The organism is Cryobacterium sp. TMT1-66-1 (assembly GCF_004403435.1).
Lineage (GTDB): Bacteria > Actinomycetota > Actinomycetes > Actinomycetales > Microbacteriaceae > Cryobacterium > Cryobacterium flavum.
On sequence record NZ_SOGP01000005.1, the window covers coordinates 39,682 to 54,813 of the forward strand.

General features: G+C 67.5%; 17 protein-coding genes. 8 read left to right on the forward strand and 9 right to left on the reverse strand.

Features of this window, described 5'->3' with window-relative positions:
- Positions 1-80: 80 nt before the first annotated feature.
- Positions 81-911, forward strand: coding sequence for a VOC family protein (locus E3T29_RS02170; protein WP_134343936.1), 831 nt, complete (start codon positions 81-83; stop codon positions 909-911).
- Between the two features lie 3 nt (positions 912-914).
- Here the strand turns inward: E3T29_RS02170 and E3T29_RS02175 are convergent, their stop codons facing one another.
- Positions 915-1,634, reverse strand: a complete 720-nt coding sequence (locus tag E3T29_RS02175) for a TetR/AcrR family transcriptional regulator (protein WP_134343893.1) — start codon at positions 1,632-1,634, stop codon at positions 915-917.
- Between the two features lie 96 nt (positions 1,635-1,730).
- Between E3T29_RS02175 and kynA the strand changes: the two genes are divergently transcribed.
- From kynA to E3T29_RS02205, 6 genes are all read left to right on the forward strand, one after another.
- Positions 1,731-2,585 carry a tryptophan 2,3-dioxygenase gene (kynA, locus tag E3T29_RS02180; RefSeq protein ID WP_134343894.1) on the forward strand — a complete coding sequence of 285 codons (855 nt, stop codon included), beginning with the start codon at positions 1,731-1,733 and terminating at the stop codon, positions 2,583-2,585.
- Positions 2,582-3,481 carry an amidohydrolase gene (locus E3T29_RS02185; RefSeq protein ID WP_134343895.1) on the forward strand — a complete coding sequence of 300 codons (900 nt, stop codon included), beginning with the start codon at positions 2,582-2,584 and terminating at the stop codon, positions 3,479-3,481. Before kynA ends, E3T29_RS02185 begins: the two co-directional genes overlap by 4 nt.
- The gene (locus E3T29_RS02190) at positions 3,478-4,770 is read left to right on the forward strand and encodes a kynureninase (protein ID WP_134343896.1); all 1,293 of its coding nucleotides are present in this window, start codon (positions 3,478-3,480) and stop codon (positions 4,768-4,770) included. The genes E3T29_RS02185 and E3T29_RS02190 overlap by 4 nt, the downstream gene beginning before the upstream one ends.
- 86 nt (positions 4,771-4,856) lie before the next feature.
- A complete protein-coding gene (locus E3T29_RS02195) occupies positions 4,857-5,141 on the forward strand; it encodes a phosphoribosylformylglycinamidine synthase subunit PurS (RefSeq protein ID WP_092338071.1) in 285 nt (94 codons plus the stop codon).
- Positions 5,141-5,839, forward strand: coding sequence for a phosphoribosylformylglycinamidine synthase subunit PurQ (gene purQ / locus E3T29_RS02200; RefSeq protein WP_134343897.1), 699 nt, complete (start codon positions 5,141-5,143; stop codon positions 5,837-5,839). The genes E3T29_RS02195 and purQ overlap by 1 nt, the downstream gene beginning before the upstream one ends.
- A gap of 56 nt (positions 5,840-5,895) precedes the next feature.
- Entirely contained in the window at positions 5,896-6,129 is a 234-nt protein-coding gene (locus E3T29_RS02205; protein WP_198417706.1) for a YciI family protein, read from the forward strand.
- Here the strand turns inward: E3T29_RS02205 and E3T29_RS02210 are convergent.
- From E3T29_RS02210 to E3T29_RS02220, 3 genes are all read right to left on the reverse strand, one after another.
- On the reverse strand, positions 6,119-6,313 hold the full coding sequence (locus tag E3T29_RS02210; protein WP_134343899.1) for a hypothetical protein: 195 nt from the start codon (positions 6,311-6,313) through the stop codon (positions 6,119-6,121). The genes E3T29_RS02205 and E3T29_RS02210 overlap by 11 nt on opposite strands.
- Before the next feature lie 16 nt (positions 6,314-6,329).
- Positions 6,330-7,196 carry an EamA family transporter gene (locus tag E3T29_RS02215; RefSeq protein WP_134343900.1) on the reverse strand — a complete coding sequence of 289 codons (867 nt, stop codon included), beginning with the start codon at positions 7,194-7,196 and terminating at the stop codon, positions 6,330-6,332.
- A gap of 118 nt (positions 7,197-7,314) precedes the next feature.
- Positions 7,315-8,832 carry an MDR family MFS transporter gene (locus E3T29_RS02220; RefSeq protein ID WP_370449094.1) on the reverse strand — a complete coding sequence of 506 codons (1,518 nt, stop codon included), beginning with the start codon at positions 8,830-8,832 and terminating at the stop codon, positions 7,315-7,317.
- A 45-nt stretch (positions 8,833-8,877) separates the two neighbouring features.
- Between E3T29_RS02220 and E3T29_RS02225 the strand changes: the two genes are divergently transcribed.
- A complete protein-coding gene (locus E3T29_RS02225; protein WP_241987595.1) occupies positions 8,878-9,366 on the forward strand; it encodes a DUF3817 domain-containing protein in 489 nt (162 codons plus the stop codon).
- Between the two features lie 63 nt (positions 9,367-9,429).
- Here E3T29_RS02225 and E3T29_RS02230 read toward each other — a convergent pair whose 3' ends face one another.
- Genes E3T29_RS02230 through phnC form a run of 5 tightly spaced genes read right to left on the reverse strand, consistent with a single transcriptional unit; the run spans position 9,430 to position 15,086 of the window.
- A complete protein-coding gene (locus E3T29_RS02230; protein WP_134343901.1) occupies positions 9,430-10,632 on the reverse strand; it encodes an alcohol dehydrogenase catalytic domain-containing protein in 1,203 nt (400 codons plus the stop codon).
- Positions 10,633-10,634: 2 nt separating this feature from the next.
- Positions 10,635-11,381, reverse strand: coding sequence for a phosphonatase-like hydrolase (locus E3T29_RS02235; protein WP_134343902.1), 747 nt, complete (start codon positions 11,379-11,381; stop codon positions 10,635-10,637).
- Entirely contained in the window at positions 11,378-12,547 is a 1,170-nt protein-coding gene (locus tag E3T29_RS02240; RefSeq protein ID WP_134343903.1) for a TIGR03364 family FAD-dependent oxidoreductase, read from the reverse strand. The genes E3T29_RS02235 and E3T29_RS02240 overlap by 4 nt, the downstream gene beginning before the upstream one ends.
- Positions 12,544-14,229 carry an ABC transporter permease gene (locus tag E3T29_RS02245; RefSeq protein ID WP_134343904.1) on the reverse strand — a complete coding sequence of 562 codons (1,686 nt, stop codon included), beginning with the start codon at positions 14,227-14,229 and terminating at the stop codon, positions 12,544-12,546. The genes E3T29_RS02240 and E3T29_RS02245 overlap by 4 nt, the downstream gene beginning before the upstream one ends.
- Positions 14,226-15,086, reverse strand: coding sequence for a phosphonate ABC transporter ATP-binding protein (gene phnC / locus E3T29_RS02250; RefSeq protein ID WP_241987596.1), 861 nt, complete (start codon positions 15,084-15,086; stop codon positions 14,226-14,228). Before phnC ends, E3T29_RS02245 begins: the two co-directional genes overlap by 4 nt.
- Positions 15,087-15,132: the final 46 nt, after the last annotated feature.

Below are 15,132 nucleotides of genomic sequence, written 5' to 3' on the forward strand. Positions count from 1 at the left end.
CGCGGAATAGCCGGGGCGGCGCATCCGTTGTGCCTGCTGTGACCCTCACTGCGAAAGACCTGCTGGCCGCCGACACCGGAATGGGCGCGGTGACTCTACGCGTGGGCAACCTCGACGCAATGATCGCCTACTACCGCGACATCGTGACCTTGGAGCTGCAAAGCCAAGACGGCCCCGTCGCCGTACTCGGGCGCGGCCAGACCCCGCTCGTGATCCTGCAGCACGCCCCCGAGCTCAAGGCCGCCGAAGCACGCTCGGCCGGGCTCTACCACACAGCCATTTTGTTCGACACGCAGGCCGACCTCGCCGCCGCCGTGTACTCGATCGGCACGAAGGCCCCCGGAACGTTCACCGGCAGCGCCGATCACCTGGTCAGCCAGGCTTTCTACTTCACCGACCCCGAGGGCAACGGCATCGAGCTGTATTGGGACCGCGACCGCACCCTGTGGAGCTGGACCCACGGCCAGGTCGAAATGGCCTCGCTCTACCTCGACCCGAACGCATTTATTTCCGAGCATATGTCGGCTGAGCCGAACGAGGGCCATGCCATCGTCGGCCATATCCACCTCTCAGTGGGAGACGTCGCGAGCGCCCGGGAGTTCTATGTGAACCGGCTCGGCTTCGAGGCGACCGCGAATTTCGGGCCCTCGGCGCTGTTCGTCTCGGCTGGAAGCTACCACCACCACATGGCCATGAACACCTGGGAAAGCTCGGGCAGCGGCAAGCGTCGTCTGGCCCTCGGCCTCGGCGAGGTCAGCATCATCGTGCCCAGCACCGACGACGTGGGCGCCTTGGGCGAACGGATGGCCCACTACAAAGTCGACACCACTCACGACGGCCAGACCCTCGCTTTCGACGACCCGTGGGCCAACCGCATCCGAGTGAGCGCAGCCGACCCAGCGACCGTCTAACCCTTACCGGGCGGCGCGGGCCGCCCGACGGGTCAGGCCGTGCACTGTGGCCTGATAGTCCTTCACGTCGAGCGGGCGGCCGGGCAGCTTGCGCCGAGGCGCGTCGGCGGCACGCAGGCCGTCGAGCACGATGGAGAGCTGACGGCGCCACTGGCCGGCGTAACCGTCGCCGAGGCCGCCGAGCGACCCGACCATGGTGACGAGCACGGCGAGGTCGACCGCGTCGACGTCGCGGCGCAAGGTGCCGTCCTTCTTGGCGCGGGCCACCAGGCTCGCGATGAAGCCGTCGAACTCGGCAGCGGGCCTGGCTGATGGGTCGAGCTGTGCCATGCGTCGCAGGATCGGCGGCAATGACGGGTCGGCGACGAGCCATTCGGCGACCCGTTCGGTGTAGACAACGAGCGCCTCCCACGGGGTGGGGGCAGCCTCGATCTCCCCGCGCACCGCGTGCAGTTCTGCCAGAGCCAGGTCGTAGAGCGCCCGAACCAGGTCGTCGCGCGTCGAAAAGTTGCGGTACAGCGTGGCAACACCGACCTCGGCCTGACGCGCGATCTCCTCGAGTGAGGCGTCGATCCCGTACTGGGCAAACTGGGCGCGAGCCGACACTACGAGACGGTCCCGGTTCAGCCGGGCGTCGCGGCGGCGGGGCGCACTCGCTGCGGTTCGCTCGGGTGCAGACGGGGCTGGCACGCCATCCTGGGGCTTTCGGGTCGGCGGGGTCATGCGCTCCAGTCTAGAACTTTGACGTGCACGGTTCGCTCTGGTGTTGCGCCGACAGCCGCAACCTGCGCACAATTTGAACAAGCCGAACGGAACCCGATGACTCTCAAGAACAACACCCGTGACTTCGACCCCGAGATCGTCACCGATTTTCGAGAGAAGATGAGCTACGGGGCCTACCTCGACCTACCGACCCTGCTCGACGCCCAGAAGCCGGTCAGCGTCCCGGAACACCACGATGAGTTGCTGTTCATCATCCAGCACCAGACCACCGAGCTCTGGCTCAAGCTCGTGCTGCACGAACTGCAGGCTGCCATCGAGGCGCTGCGGCAGGACCAGCTCGCTCCGGCTCTCAAGGGCATCGCCCGGGTCAAGCACATTCAGCGCACCCTGACCGAGCAGTGGTCGGTGCTGGCGACCCTCACGCCCACCGAATACGCCCAGTTTCGGAACTTTCTCGGCTCTTCCAGTGGCTTTCAGTCGTATCAGTACCGCGCGGTCGAGTTCGCGCTCGGCAACAAGAACCGCCGCATGCTCACGGTTTTCGAAGCGGATGCCGCTGCCCACACCCTGCTGACCGCCACCTTTGAGTCCCCCAGCCTCTACGACGAGTTTCTGCGCTACCTTCACCGGGCCGGCTACGACATTCCCGCCGCTGTGCTCGAGCGCGACGTCACCGAGGCGTGGACCTTGCGCCCCGAACTCGTGCATACCTTTCGGGGAATATACGAGAACGCCTCCGAGCACTGGGCCGCCTATGAAGCCTGCGAAGAACTCGTCGACCTTGAGGACAACTTTCAACTCTGGCGGTTTCGCCACCTCAAGACGGTGCAACGCATCATCGGTATGAAGCACGGCACCGGCGGATCCAGTGGAGCGGCTTTTCTGCAGAAGGCCCTCGAACTCACTTTCTTTCCCGAGTTGTTCGCCGTGCGCACGGAGATCGGCGCGTGACCACTCACTTTCTGGTCGGCCGAGGTACCGTGCTGCCGGGCTTTCTCGACGCACACCTACACCTGGCCCTGATCGACGGGACAGTTTTGCCGAGCGGTGGAATCGCACGGGCCATCGACCTCGGTGGCTGGCTGCCTGACGGCCTCCGGACATCTATGCCCGATCTGGCATACGCGCACCAGTTCATCAACTCTCCCGGCGGCTACCCCAGCCGGGCCAGCTGGGCCGAGCCCGCCTGGAGCTGCGCGGTCGCCTCCATAGCGGATGCCACCACCGCGGTCGATTTGCAAGCCGCGGCTGGGGCATCCGTTCTGAAAATTACCCTCAACTCGGTCGCCGGCCCGGTGTTCGGCGCCGAGGTATTGGCCGCACTCGTGGGGCGGGCGCACGAACATTCCCTGCCGGTCGTGGCGCACGCCGAGGGTGCGGGTCAAGCCGATCGCGCGTTTACCGCTGGAGTGGACGCGTTCGCCCACACCCCGTTTTCGGAGCGCCTCGCCGATGATCTCGTGACCGCGATGGCCGCCCGCATGACCTGGATCAGCACCCTGGACATTCACGGCTGGGGTCGCCCCACTGCCGCGTTCGAGATTGCCAGCGACAATCTGCGTCGGTTCCACGCGGCCGGCGGGCGGGTGCTGTACGGCACCGACCTCGGCAACGGCCCGCTGCCGCTCGGGTTGAACTCGGGTGAGATCGCGGCGCTGCTCGACGCGGGGCTGACTCCCGGCGAGGTCTTGACCGCCCTCTGCTCGCCGGCACCGCTCGGCCTGATCCTGGCCGATAGCCGGGTGACCTTCATCCCGGGGGAACGGCCGCGCGATCCCCTGGACTTCACCGACTGGCTCTGCACCGCCCGCGCCCTCACCCGCCCCGAACTCGAGGTTCTCGCATGACTCCCAGCTTCACCAGCTCAACCGGCCAGGGCGCCCACCTCGCCTTCGCGCGACGGATGGACCGCATCGACGGCCTCGCCCACTACCGCGCCCGGTTCCTCGGCACCGACGCCGACCCCGCCACGGCTAATCCTCGCTCGTACCTCGACGGCAACTCGCTCGGCCGCCCGCTGCGGGCCAGCGCCGAACGCATCGCCGACTTTCTCGCCAACGACTGGGGCACCCGACTCATTCGAGGCTGGGACGAGCAGTGGATGGAACTGCCCCTGCAGATCGGCGACGACCTCGGCCGCACCTGCCTCGGCGCCGCGGCCGGCCAGGTCTTCGTCGGCGATTCCACCACCGTGCTGCTCTATAAACTGGCCCGCGCCGCCGTGGATTCGCGGCCGCGCCGCACTGAAATCGTGGTCGACAGCGACAACTTTCCCACCGATCGGTACATTCTGGAGGGCATTGCGCGCGAGCGCGGTCTCACCCTGCGCTGGATCGAATCCGACACTGAGGGTGGGGTAACCGCCGACCAGGTGCGCAGCGTGGTCGGCCCGCAGACGTCGCTCGTGCTGCTCAGCCACGTGGCCTACCGTTCCGGCTACCTCGCCGATATGCAGGCCATCACCGCCGTCGCCCACGAACACGACGCCCTCGTGCTCTGGGACCTCAGCCACTCGGTGGGGTCGGTTGCGGTCGATCTCGATGCCTGCGACGTCGACCTCGCGGTCGGCTGCTCCTACAAATACCTGAGCGGTGGGCCGGGCGCACCGGCGTTCGGCTACGTCAAGAGCGACCTGCAGGACGTGCTGACCCAGCCGATCCAGGGATGGATGGGCGCGCAGGCCATCTTCGAGATGGGGCCGGGGTATGTGCCGGCCACCGGCATCCGTCGTTTCATGAGCGGCACTCCCGCAGTCGTGGGCATGCTCGCCATGCAGGACACGATTGCCATGATCGATGAGGCCACGATCGGGTCGGTGCGGGCGAAGTCGGTGGCGCTGACCGAGTTCGCCATCACCCTCGTCGATGAGTGGCTGGCACCGATGGGCGTCACCGTGGCCTCGCCGCGGGAGCAGACGCATCGCGGCGGTCACGTGACCATCAACCATCCGCTCATGCGTCAGGTCACGAGAATTCTGTGGGATAACGATGTCATTCCCGATTTTCGCAGCCCCAACGGCCTGCGGCTCGGCCTCGCCCCGCTCAGCACGAGCTTTGTCGAAACCTACGACGGAGTCGCCGCCGTGCGTGACGTGTTGCGCGGCATTCTGCTCGGCCAGAACGGCATCTCCGAGTGACGCGCGCCGGGCCGCCCAAGCTGCGGCCTGTAGAATTGCAGTGATTTGCCACGACTATAAGCCCCAGACTGTATGCGGAGTGCCCTGTGCCAACGATCGTCGTCGAAGTAATGCCCAAGGCTGAGTTGCTTGACCCCCAGGGTAAGGCCGTCGCCGGCGCCCTCGGTCGCCTCGGTCAGACCCAGTCAGCGCTGGCCACCGTCACCGGCGTGCGCGTCGGCAAGCGCTTCGAGATTTCCATTGACGGCGAAGCGGATGCGGCCACCCTCGCGGCCGTGCGCGAGCTCGCCGACACCGTGCTGTCGAACTCCGTGATCGAGGATGTCGTCGGCATCCACGTGCAGAACGCGCCCTCGGCAGCGGTCGTCTGATGCGCATCGGCGTCGTCACCTTTCCCGGCTCGCTCGATGATCGTGACGCTGCGCGCGCGATCCGTCTGGCCGGCGCCGACGCCGTAGCCCTCTGGCACGGCGACCACGACCTGCACGGTGTCGACGCGCTCGTGCTGCCCGGCGGGTTCAGCTACGGCGACTACCTGCGGGCCGGCGCCATCGCGAGCCTCTCCCCAATCATGACCGAGGTCATCGACGCGGCCAATAAGGGCATGCCCGTGCTCGGTATCTGCAACGGATTCCAGATGCTCACCGAAGCCCACCTGCTCGACGGCGGTCTCATTCGCAACGAAGCCGGCCGCTTCATCTGCCGCGACCAGGGCCTGCGCATCGAGAACAATACGAGCGACTGGACCACCGGATTTTCGGCGAACGCCGAGATCGTCATTCCGCTGAAGAACGGCGAGGGCTCGTTCATGGCCAGCGCCGAGACCCTGAAAGCACTCGAGGGCGAGGGCCGAATCGTGGCCCGCTATATCGGCGGCAACCCGAACGGCTCGCTGAATGACATCGCCGGCGTCACCAACGCCCGCGGCAACGTCGTCGGCCTCATGCCGCACCCCGAGCACGCCGTCGAGGCCGGCTTCGGCCCCGACACCGATACCGCCATGGCGAGCGGCGTCGACGGGCTCGTCTTCTTCACCTCGGTCATCGCCCAGGCACTCGTCTCGCGCTAACGTCCTCAGAAAAGTTTCTGCGGCTGTCCTATCCACGGGCGCCCACGGCCACGACCGTGCGGGTGACCGGAGGCAAGGGTGTTGACGTCGTGCTCAGCGGCGGACCGTACGCCGAAACCAAGGAGGCTCTTACTGGCTTCTACCTGCTCGAATGCACCGACCTCGACGAGGCCATCAAGGTCGCGTCCATGATTCCGGGAGCGTGGAACGGTGCCGTCGAGATTCGTCCGGCGCTGCCGATGACCGTGAAGGTTCCCACGCTCGAGACGAGCGACACCGTCAGCCAGTGAGCACGGGCGAGTTCACGGGCGACCGCGCGGCTAAGCCCCGCGCGGTCTCGACGACTACTTCTGGCTGCACGCCACCCGGGCCGAACTGCTGCGCCGCCTCGGTCGGGAGTCCGAGGCAGCCGTTGCAGCGACTCGGGCGCGCGGCCTCACCGATTCGCCCGCGCAGCAGCGGTTGCTCGAGCATCGGCACCCGGGGCGTGCTACCCGTTGATCGCGATGGCGGCGACCGCGGCCAGGGCGAGGCCCATCCCCGCCACCTGCAACCGGCCGACGCGCTCCTTGAGTACGAGCACCGCGAGCAGCACGGTCACGGCCGGATAGAGGGAAATAAGCACCGCCACGAGCGACAGCAGGCCGCCCTGAAATGCGTAGAGCATCGTGACGACCCCGATCACGTCGAGCACCGCCACGAGAAACGCGAACCCGAGAATCGCCCGCGGCGGCCGCGCCAGCTGCCGCGCCCCGGTCGCCACCGCGATGACGATCACGGATGCCACGGTGCGCGACACCACCAGCGGCCACAGTCCGGTTCCGGTCTCGATCTCGTGGGTGAAGACGAAACTCAGGGCGAACGAGACGCCTGAACCCACGGTGAACCAGGCGACCCGGCGGGTGAATCGTGGCGCACGCGCGCCCGAAACGGTGTGGTCGGCGACTCCCGGCGGTTCCCGGCTCACCAGAATGACCGCGATGATGGCGAGGGCGATGCCGCCGTAGGAGATCGCTGAGGGGCGCTCCCCGATGATCACACCGACGATCACCGGAATTCCGGCGACGATCACGGCGGTCAGCGGCGACACCACGCTCATCGGCCCCTCAGCGAGGGCTATATAGAACCACCACATGGCCAGGGCCATCACAGCGCCCGACGCTGCGCCGAACAGCATCGACCGCCAGGAGAATTCCCCGCCGACGAACGCGGCGGCGATCGTGATGATCACCACCGAGATCGGATACGACATGAGCACAACCCGCAGCGCGGCCACCCGGCGCGACGCGATGCCGCCGAGAAAGTCGCTCATGCCGTAAGCGGCGGCCGAAACCAGGGCGAGGACGACGCCGATCATGCGTGGTGTCGGGGTGAACTGGTGCGCATGAGTTCACGCTAGCAGCGCGCCGATACGAGAGTGGCCCGGCGGGTTACGGGTGGCAGGGCACCCGTGACCCGCCGGGCCACTGTTCAGATCAGTTCAACGTTGGTCGGGTGGATGCTGCCTGCTCGGCCGGGGCGCCGGCTCCTGCCGAAGCTTCCAGGCGAACGTAGGNGCGAACGTAGGTGGCGCCATCCGTTTCGAGGGTTTCGGGCAGGATGTCCCGTTCGATCGTGGTGGCGAGCGGCTTCTCGGTCACGAAGCAGAGCAGGATGACGGCCACGATGACGAGCGGCACCATGTAGAGGAACACCGGGGTGAGCGCGTCGTTGTAGCCGCTGATGATGATCTGGCGGGCGGCCTCGGGAAGGTCACGCACCATGGCCGGGGTGAAGGAGTTGGCGGCACCGGCGCCACCGGCGGGAAGGCGCTCGGTGAGTAGTTCGGTCAGTCGGGCGGCGAACAGGCTGCCAACCACGGCGGAACCGATGGAGGCACCGATCTGGCGGAAGTAGTTGTTCGAGGCGGTCGCCGTTCCGACCTGGGAGTTTGGGAAGGAGTTCTGCACGATCAGAATGAGAATCTGCATGCTCAGGCCGAGCCCGAGGCCCATGACGGCGAGGTAGCTGCACAGGATCCAGATTGGCAGGGCCGGGGTCATGGTGGAGAGCAGCACGAGGGCGACGCCGACGATGATCGTGCCCACGATCGGCATCCACTTGTAGCGGCCGAACTTGCTGACCAGCCAGCCGGAGCCGATCGAGCTGATCAGCAGCGCGGCCATCATCGGGATCATCAGGAAGCCGGCCTCGGTGGCGTTCGCGCCGGTGACCATCTGTAGGTAGGTGGGCAGGTAGGCGAGGGCGCCGAACATTGCGATACCGGTGATGAGGCCGGCTACGGTCGTGAGGTTGAAGTTGCGGTCCTTGAACAGGTGCAGGGGCATGATCGGCTCGTTGGCGCGACGCTCGACCATGACGAAGGCCACGGCGGCGACGACGGTCGCGATGATGAGCGAGAGGACCAGCAGGGAATCCCAGTCGTAGGTCGTGCCGCCCCAGGTGGTGGTGAGCACGAGCCCGGTCGAGGCCAGGGCGAGCAGGCCCATGCCGGCGACGTCGAGCTTGGGCTTGGCATGGTCTTTCACCGGCAACCGCAGGAAGAAGACGGCGGTCACGATGGCGAGGGCGCCGAGGGGGATGTTCATCCAGAACGCCCAGCGCCAGCCGATGCCCTCGGTGAACCAGCCGCCGAGCAGCGGTCCGGCCACGGACGACAGCGCGAACACGCCGCCCATGATGCCCATGTATTTGCCGCGCTCGCGCGCCGGCACGACGTCGGCGATGATCGTCTGGGAGAGGATCATCAGCCCGCCGCCACCGAGGCCCTGAACGGCACGCCCGATGATGAGCCAGGTCATGTCGGGAGCGAGTCCGCCCACGATTGAGCCCAGGATGAAGATGCTGATTGCGCCGATGAACAGACCCTTGCGGCCGATCAGGTCGCCGAGCTTGCCGTAAACCGGCAACATAATGGTCGACGCGAGAATGTACGCGGTCGTCACCCAGAGCATGTGGTCGACGCCGTTGAGCTCGCCGACGATGGTCGGCAATACTCAGGTGGTTGTTCAGGTGCGGCTGCGACGATGGAAGCGCCCATGCCCCGCCATCACTGGAAAGTCTCGATGACCCCGCGCCTGCTGTTTCGTTCTATTGCCATTGCCGAAGCCGTCACCTGGGCGATGTTGATCGCCGGGATGCTCCTGAAGTACGTGTTCGAGGTCGGCGAGGTCGGGGTGCAGATCGGTGGTTTTCTGCACGGTCTCGTCTTCATCGCCTTTGGACTGATGGCCCTGCTCGTGGGCGTGAACCAGCACTGGGGCGTACGCCTCACTCTGATCGCCATGTTCACTGCGATCGTTCCGTTCGGCACGATTCCCCTCGACCGCGGGCTCGAGAAGAACGGCCTGCTCGACGGCGGTTGGCGGCACACCCGCACCGACGACCCCCGCGATCACACCCGGGTGAGCGCTCTATTGCGGCAAATGCTGGCCCGCCCGGTGTTGCTGACGCTGGTCATGGGCATCGCCCTGGTCGGGGTCATGGCCACCCTGCTCCGGATCGGCCCGCCCGGCGGCGCCAGCTAGCCTCCCCTCAATACGGACGGGGCCCAGGCCCCATCCAAAGAGACGGAGCGCGAAGCCGGCGGGTCAGCCGAGGGTCGCGGGCGGCTGCGGGGCGAGGCCCACGCGGGGGTGGCGGGCCGTCGCGGCCAGGGCGAGTGCGGCATCCGCTCGGGCGAGGGGAAAGGTCGTTCCGACCAGGGCCGAGAACGGATGCCGGTGCCAGGCTCCCCCGAGATAGGTCACCGCCTGCGCCAGGTCGCCCGGCGTGTAGTTGTGCACGCCGCGCACGGTGACCAGGCGGCGCACTATCGACTCCGGGTCGAGCAGCACCGGGTCATCGGGCGAGACACTGCCGACCAGCACGACCACTCCGCCGACGCCGATCAGGTCCAGCGCGGTTTGCACGGCCGGCCGGGCGCCGCTCAGCTCGAGGGCGATCGTCGGCTCGGCGGCAGCGGCATCCTGCATCGCGGCGAGTACGCTCGCCACCCCGGTCGGCGACTCGCGCGGCGCGCTCGGGTCGGCGACGGCGGCGGCCCCGAAGGCGAGCGCGAGCTGACGCCGGGCGGGGTCCGGGTCGCTGACCACCACGAGAGCACCGGCATCCGTCGCCATCGCGCAGGCCGTCACCCCGAGCATCCCCGCGCCGGTCACCAGCACGGTCGCTCCGGCCAGCGGCACAAGAGCGGACGCCGCCCCCAGCGCCGCGACCACCGTCGCGGTCGCGCAGGAGGCCGGCGCCAGAACCGTGGCCGGCACCTGTTCGTCGACGACCACGACCGCTGTTCCGGCACGCACCTGCACGTGGGTGGCGAATCCGCCGCTGAGTTCCCAGCCGCGCTGCATGCGCTCGTGGCCGTATTTAACCAGCTCGAGGCACTTGTGGGGCAGGCCGCGGCGGCAGCGCACGCAGGTTCCGCAGCTTACGGCGACCGACCAGACCACCCGCTGCCCGACCCGCAGTGGCATTCCATTTGCGGCATATGACTGATCGGTGACGGCCACGATGCGGCCGACCTGCTCGTGCCCGAGCACGAGCGGCTTCGAAGCGAGGCGGTGGCCCAAAGCCGTGTGCACGTCGGAGCCGCAAATCGTGGCCAATTCGACCTCCACCAGCACGTCGCCGGGCCGAAGCAGCACCCCGGGTACCGCCACGCACTCCAGGGGCAGGCCGACACCCGACCAGACCATGGCCTCGGCGGCGCGCGGCAACACGACCTCCCGTCCGACGCCGAGAGTGAGGGCCGGCAGCGTCACCGGTTCAGCGATTGGATCGTATTCGGGCATGGCTACTCGATCGTTTCCTCACGCAGGCCGAGCAGTTCGGCCAGGTCTGCGACGCTCGCGACGACGACGTCAGCCCCGGCATCCTCGAGGGTGTCGGTGTCGTGCGTACCGGTCAGAACGCCCACGACCAGGCCGGCGCCAGCGCTCACGCCGGAGAGCATGTCGCTCGCCGTGTCGCCGACGACGACCATGGCCGCGACGCTTGACGCGCCGGTACGGAGCAGCGCGGTGAGCGGCAGGTCGGGGTATGGGCGGCCACGGCCAGCTTCGGCCGGGCAGAGGCTCACATCGATGAGGTCGCTCCAACCGAGCGCATCGATGAGCGTGTCCTGCGTCGTACGGGAGAAGCCGGTGACGAGGGCCACTTTCACGCCAGCGTCCCGCAGCTCCTGGAACAGGTCGGCCGCGCCAGGGATCGCGGTCACCCCGACCTGTTCAACGAGTTCGCCGTAGGCCGTTTCGAACGCCGCCGTCGCAGCGACCGCCGCATCTTCGGAGTCGGTCAGCTCACGAAACACGTCGAGCTTGGACTGCCCCATGGTCTCGCGCACAAAAGCGATGGCCTCCTCGAGGTCCTCGGCGGTATCGACCAGTCCGCTGCGCTCGGCGGCGAGCACGAACGCCCGCTCGACCAGCCCGTCGTCGCTCACGGTCGTGCCGGCCATGTCGAAGACGACGAGCTCAACGTCCACGTCTTCGGTGTCGAAATCATCAAGGTCCAGCTCAAGATCAAGGGGTGCGGTGCTCATGGGGTGCCTTTCAGGGTGAGGGAGGGAATGGCGAAATTGCAGACGGTCGAGATGACGTGTTCGGCCAGACCGAGCCCGGTGGTCATGCCGATTCCGGTGGTGGCCGCTACGAGGTAGACACCGGGTTCGGGCTGGTCGATGAGAAAGTCGGCACGCCCGGAGGCATAGACGCCCTGCCACCGCTCGAGCACCCGCGGGCGCGGCACGCCGAACAGTTCGGAGGTGAGCTGCAGCAGCTGTTCGAACGCATTCTCATTCTGAAATACAGAAACGGATGCCCCACGATAGTGAGTGTCCCCCACGATCAGCGAGCCGTCCTGCAGTTGGGTATACATCTGGTTGAGGTCCAGTTCGGCCAGCAGCGGATACTCCCTCCGCAGCCGTTCGCCCAGAGTGGCTGCCGCCGGAAGGCTGGAAAATGCTACGTAGCGCAGCAGCGACCAGCCGGTCAGCACCGGCGCGGGCAGCGGCGCGCGCAGGCCGGCGTCGACGCGCAGCATGTCGAGGCCGCACCGCACAATGCCGTCGCGCTCGGCGATCTCCGGGTAGAGCTGGTCGATGTCGTGGTTGACCGCCACGATCACCGTTCCGGCGTCGATCGGCCCGCGCGTGGTCGTGACCCGGCCCGGCCGCACGGCCGTCACCGCGGTGCGGTAGCGAAACTCGACACCCCGGCTGGCCAGGTACGCGGCCAGACCGGCACCGGCTTGGCGCGGATTGACCTGCAGGTCCCAGGGCAGGTGCGCGCCGCCCACCGCGGTGCCGTCGGCGAGTGGCAGACGCTCCGACACCTCCCTGGCATCGAGCAGCACGACGTCGGGCGCGCCGACGCCGAAGACCGACTCGGCTCCGCGCTGCGCCGCCAGCTCCCGCAGCACTGCCAGTTCGTCGTCGTGCCGGGCGAGCACGACCGTGCCCGACTCGCGCAGCCAGACTCCGGCGTCCGCTTCGAGCCGCAGCCAGAGCGGGCGGGACCGCAGGGCGAATTCTCGGGCCGGCCCACTTTGCGGGGTGAAACACAGGTGTCCGAAATTGCGAACGGATGCCCCACCGATGGCCGCCGCGCGGTCCACGACGACCACGGACAGGCCCCGGTCGCTGGCGGCGAGGGCGTGCCCGAGGCCCACGATGCCGCTGCCAACGACGACCACGTCGAAGCTGGTCATCGAAACACCCGCCGCATCCACATGGCCAGTCCTTCGACCGCGACCACCGTCACGAGAATCATGAGCACGATCGTGGTGACCAGGTCGTAGCGAGACCCCTGGCCTGCGTTCAGCAGGTAGTAGCCGACCCCGCCACCTCCCACCAGGCCGAGGATGGTGGCCGCCCGAGTATTGGTGTCGAGCATGTAGAAGCTGTGTCCGATCAGGGCTTTCATTCCCTGGGGAGCCGTGGCGCCGGCGTAGACCTGCAGCCTCGTCGCGCCGGCCGCTCGGAGGGCTTGTTCCGGACCGGGTCTGACCTCTTCGAGCGAGTCGGCGAGCAGCTTGCCGAGCAGGCCCACGCCGCCGATAGCCAGGGCGATGGTGCCGGCCTGGGTACCAAGACCAGTCACGACGATGAGCACGATGGCCAGGATGATCTCCGGAATGCCGCGGATCGTCACGAGCACCAGCCGAAAGCCGGCCCGCACGCGTCTCGACGGCGCCACGTTGCGGGCGGCGAGCGAGCCGATCACGATCGAGGCGACGATCGTGAGAATCGTCGCGGCCAGGGCGATCGCGATGGTTTCGCCCATCGCCGCGAGCATTACCGGGGCGTCATAGCTTCCGAAGCTCGGCGGCCAGAACTTGGCGGCGGTCTCGGGCAAATACGACCAGACGGTGAGAAAGTCGCCCCATTTGATGTCGCAGATCCAGAGGCTGCCGATCACGATGAACGCGGCGAGCAGCCCCCAGACCGCGTTGCGCAGGCGGGCGTAGGTCCAGGGATGGTGCGAGGCATCCGCTTTCTGGCCGGTCACTCCGAGACGGCGCAGCAGCCGGTCGCCGATCCCGTGGCGGGTGGGCGCGAGGCCGAGCATGACGGTGCGCACGGCGCTCGACACGATCTCCATTACCACACAGAGTGCGAAAATGACCAGCGCGATGCCGAGTCCGAGCGAGTAGTTGAGCGATTTGAAGGCGTAGGACATCTCGAGACCGAGCCCGGCGACGCCGACGTAGCCGAGGATGACCGAACCGCGCAGGTTGATGTCGTTGCGGTGCAGCACGGTCGCTACCCACGACGGAAGCACCTGCGGCAGCACGCCGGAGAAGAATTCCTGCATTCGGGTTCCACCGGCGGCCCGAATTGCCAGCCGGGGGCCTTCATCGATCTGCTCTATCGCGTCAGCGAACATCTTGCTGATCATGCCGATCGAGTGGATGCCGATCGCCAGGATTCCGGGCAGGGTGCCGAGCGAGAACATCAGCACGAACACCATCGCGAGCACGACGTCGGGCACCGCCCGGGCCAGCACGCCGAGAAAGCGGGCGACGGCCATCCACCCACGACCGGGCGAGGTGTTCGCGGCGGCGAGCCAGGACAGCGGCACCGAGAAGAACGCGGCAAACAGGGTGCCGAGCAGCACGAGGCCCACCGTGAGCGCGGTCAGGTAGAGCAGCTCACCCGGCGCGGGAAAGCTGATGACCCCCACGCGAGCGAAGAATCGAGTGGCGTTCGACCAGCTCGCCACCATCTGCGGCAGCGAAATATCCACGCTGATCAGTGACAGAACGGATGCCGCCACCAGCGCCACGAGGGTCAGCCCGGCCGCGATTTTCTCCGGGTGAGCGCGGCGTTGCGGGGCCGGGGCGGGGGCATCCGCGTGGCCGGCTTGCGGGCGTTCGAGCGTGAGCGTCACCGGCGGTTGTCCCGCGCCGAGCTGAAGGTCGCCAGGTCGAGCTCGCCCTGTTCGTCGGGCTCGCTCGCTTCACCGGTGCCCAGCTCGGTGCCCAACTCGGTCTCGATCGCGTCGAGCTCACCGGTCGAGGTCGTGACGCGGCCGTAGATCTCCATCACGTTCTGCTTCGACAGCCCCTGCGTTATGGTGTCGAGCACCACCTGGCCGTGGCGCAGGCCGACGATGCGATCGCCCCAGGATAGGGCCAGATCAACCTGGTGCAGGCTGCACACCACGGTGAGACCACTGTCAATGGCGATCTCCCGGATCAGTGCCATGACCTGGGCGCTGGATTCCGGGTCGAGCGAGGCCACCGGTTCGTCGGCGAGCAGAATGCGCGGGTTCTGCATGAGTGCTCGCGCGATGCCGACCCGCTGCTGCTGGCCGCCCGACAGGGTGTCGGCGCGTTGGTAGGCCTGGGCGAGTAGTCCCACCCGGTCGAGATGGCCGAGCGCAGCCAGCTTGAGGTCGCGGCGGTACCCCCAGAGGCCCAGTCTTGGCCCACGCACCCGAAACAGGGCGCCGGTCAGTACATTTTCGAGCACGGTCAGCGACCCGACCAGTTCGAACTGCTGAAAGACGAAGCCGACCTGACCGCGCAGCGCACGCAGCGGCCGGCCCTTCAGGCTCGATACCGCGGCACCGAGCACGGTCACCGAGCCCGAGTCGGGCCGATCGAGGCCGTCGAGGTGTCGCAGCAGGGTGGATTTGCCCGAACCAGACAGCCCAAGCAATACGACAATTTCGCCGCGGCCGACCGTGAGCGACACGTCATTGAGGGCCGTCGTCTCGCCGAAGGTTTTGGTGATGTTGCTCACGTCGATCACCGGTTCCGCGCGCGAAGCGGAACCGGTGGTGACGCTG

Coding starts and splice junctions, on each gene's coding strand:
- E3T29_RS02170 (WP_134343936.1), top strand. CDS start 81: ATGGGCGCGGTGACTCTACGCGTGGGCAACCTCGACGCAATGATCGCC.
- E3T29_RS02175 (WP_134343893.1), bottom strand. CDS start 1,634: ATGACCCCGCCGACCCGAAAGCCCCAGGATGGCGTGCCAGCCCCGTCT.
- kynA (WP_134343894.1), top strand. CDS start 1,731: ATGACTCTCAAGAACAACACCCGTGACTTCGACCCCGAGATCGTCACC.
- E3T29_RS02190 (WP_134343896.1), top strand. CDS start 3,478: ATGACTCCCAGCTTCACCAGCTCAACCGGCCAGGGCGCCCACCTCGCC.
- purQ (WP_134343897.1), top strand. CDS start 5,141: ATGCGCATCGGCGTCGTCACCTTTCCCGGCTCGCTCGATGATCGTGAC.
- E3T29_RS02210 (WP_134343899.1), bottom strand. CDS start 6,313: ATGCTCGAGCAACCGCTGCTGCGCGGGCGAATCGGTGAGGCCGCGCGC.
- E3T29_RS02215 (WP_134343900.1), bottom strand. CDS start 7,196: ATGATCGGCGTCGTCCTCGCCCTGGTTTCGGCCGCCGCTTACGGCATG.
- E3T29_RS02225 (WP_241987595.1), top strand. CDS start 8,878: ATGCCCCGCCATCACTGGAAAGTCTCGATGACCCCGCGCCTGCTGTTT.
- E3T29_RS02230 (WP_134343901.1), bottom strand. CDS start 10,632: ATGCCCGAATACGATCCAATCGCTGAACCGGTGACGCTGCCGGCCCTC.
- E3T29_RS02235 (WP_134343902.1), bottom strand. CDS start 11,381: ATGAGCACCGCACCCCTTGATCTTGAGCTGGACCTTGATGATTTCGAC.
- E3T29_RS02240 (WP_134343903.1), bottom strand. CDS start 12,547: ATGACCAGCTTCGACGTGGTCGTCGTTGGCAGCGGCATCGTGGGCCTC.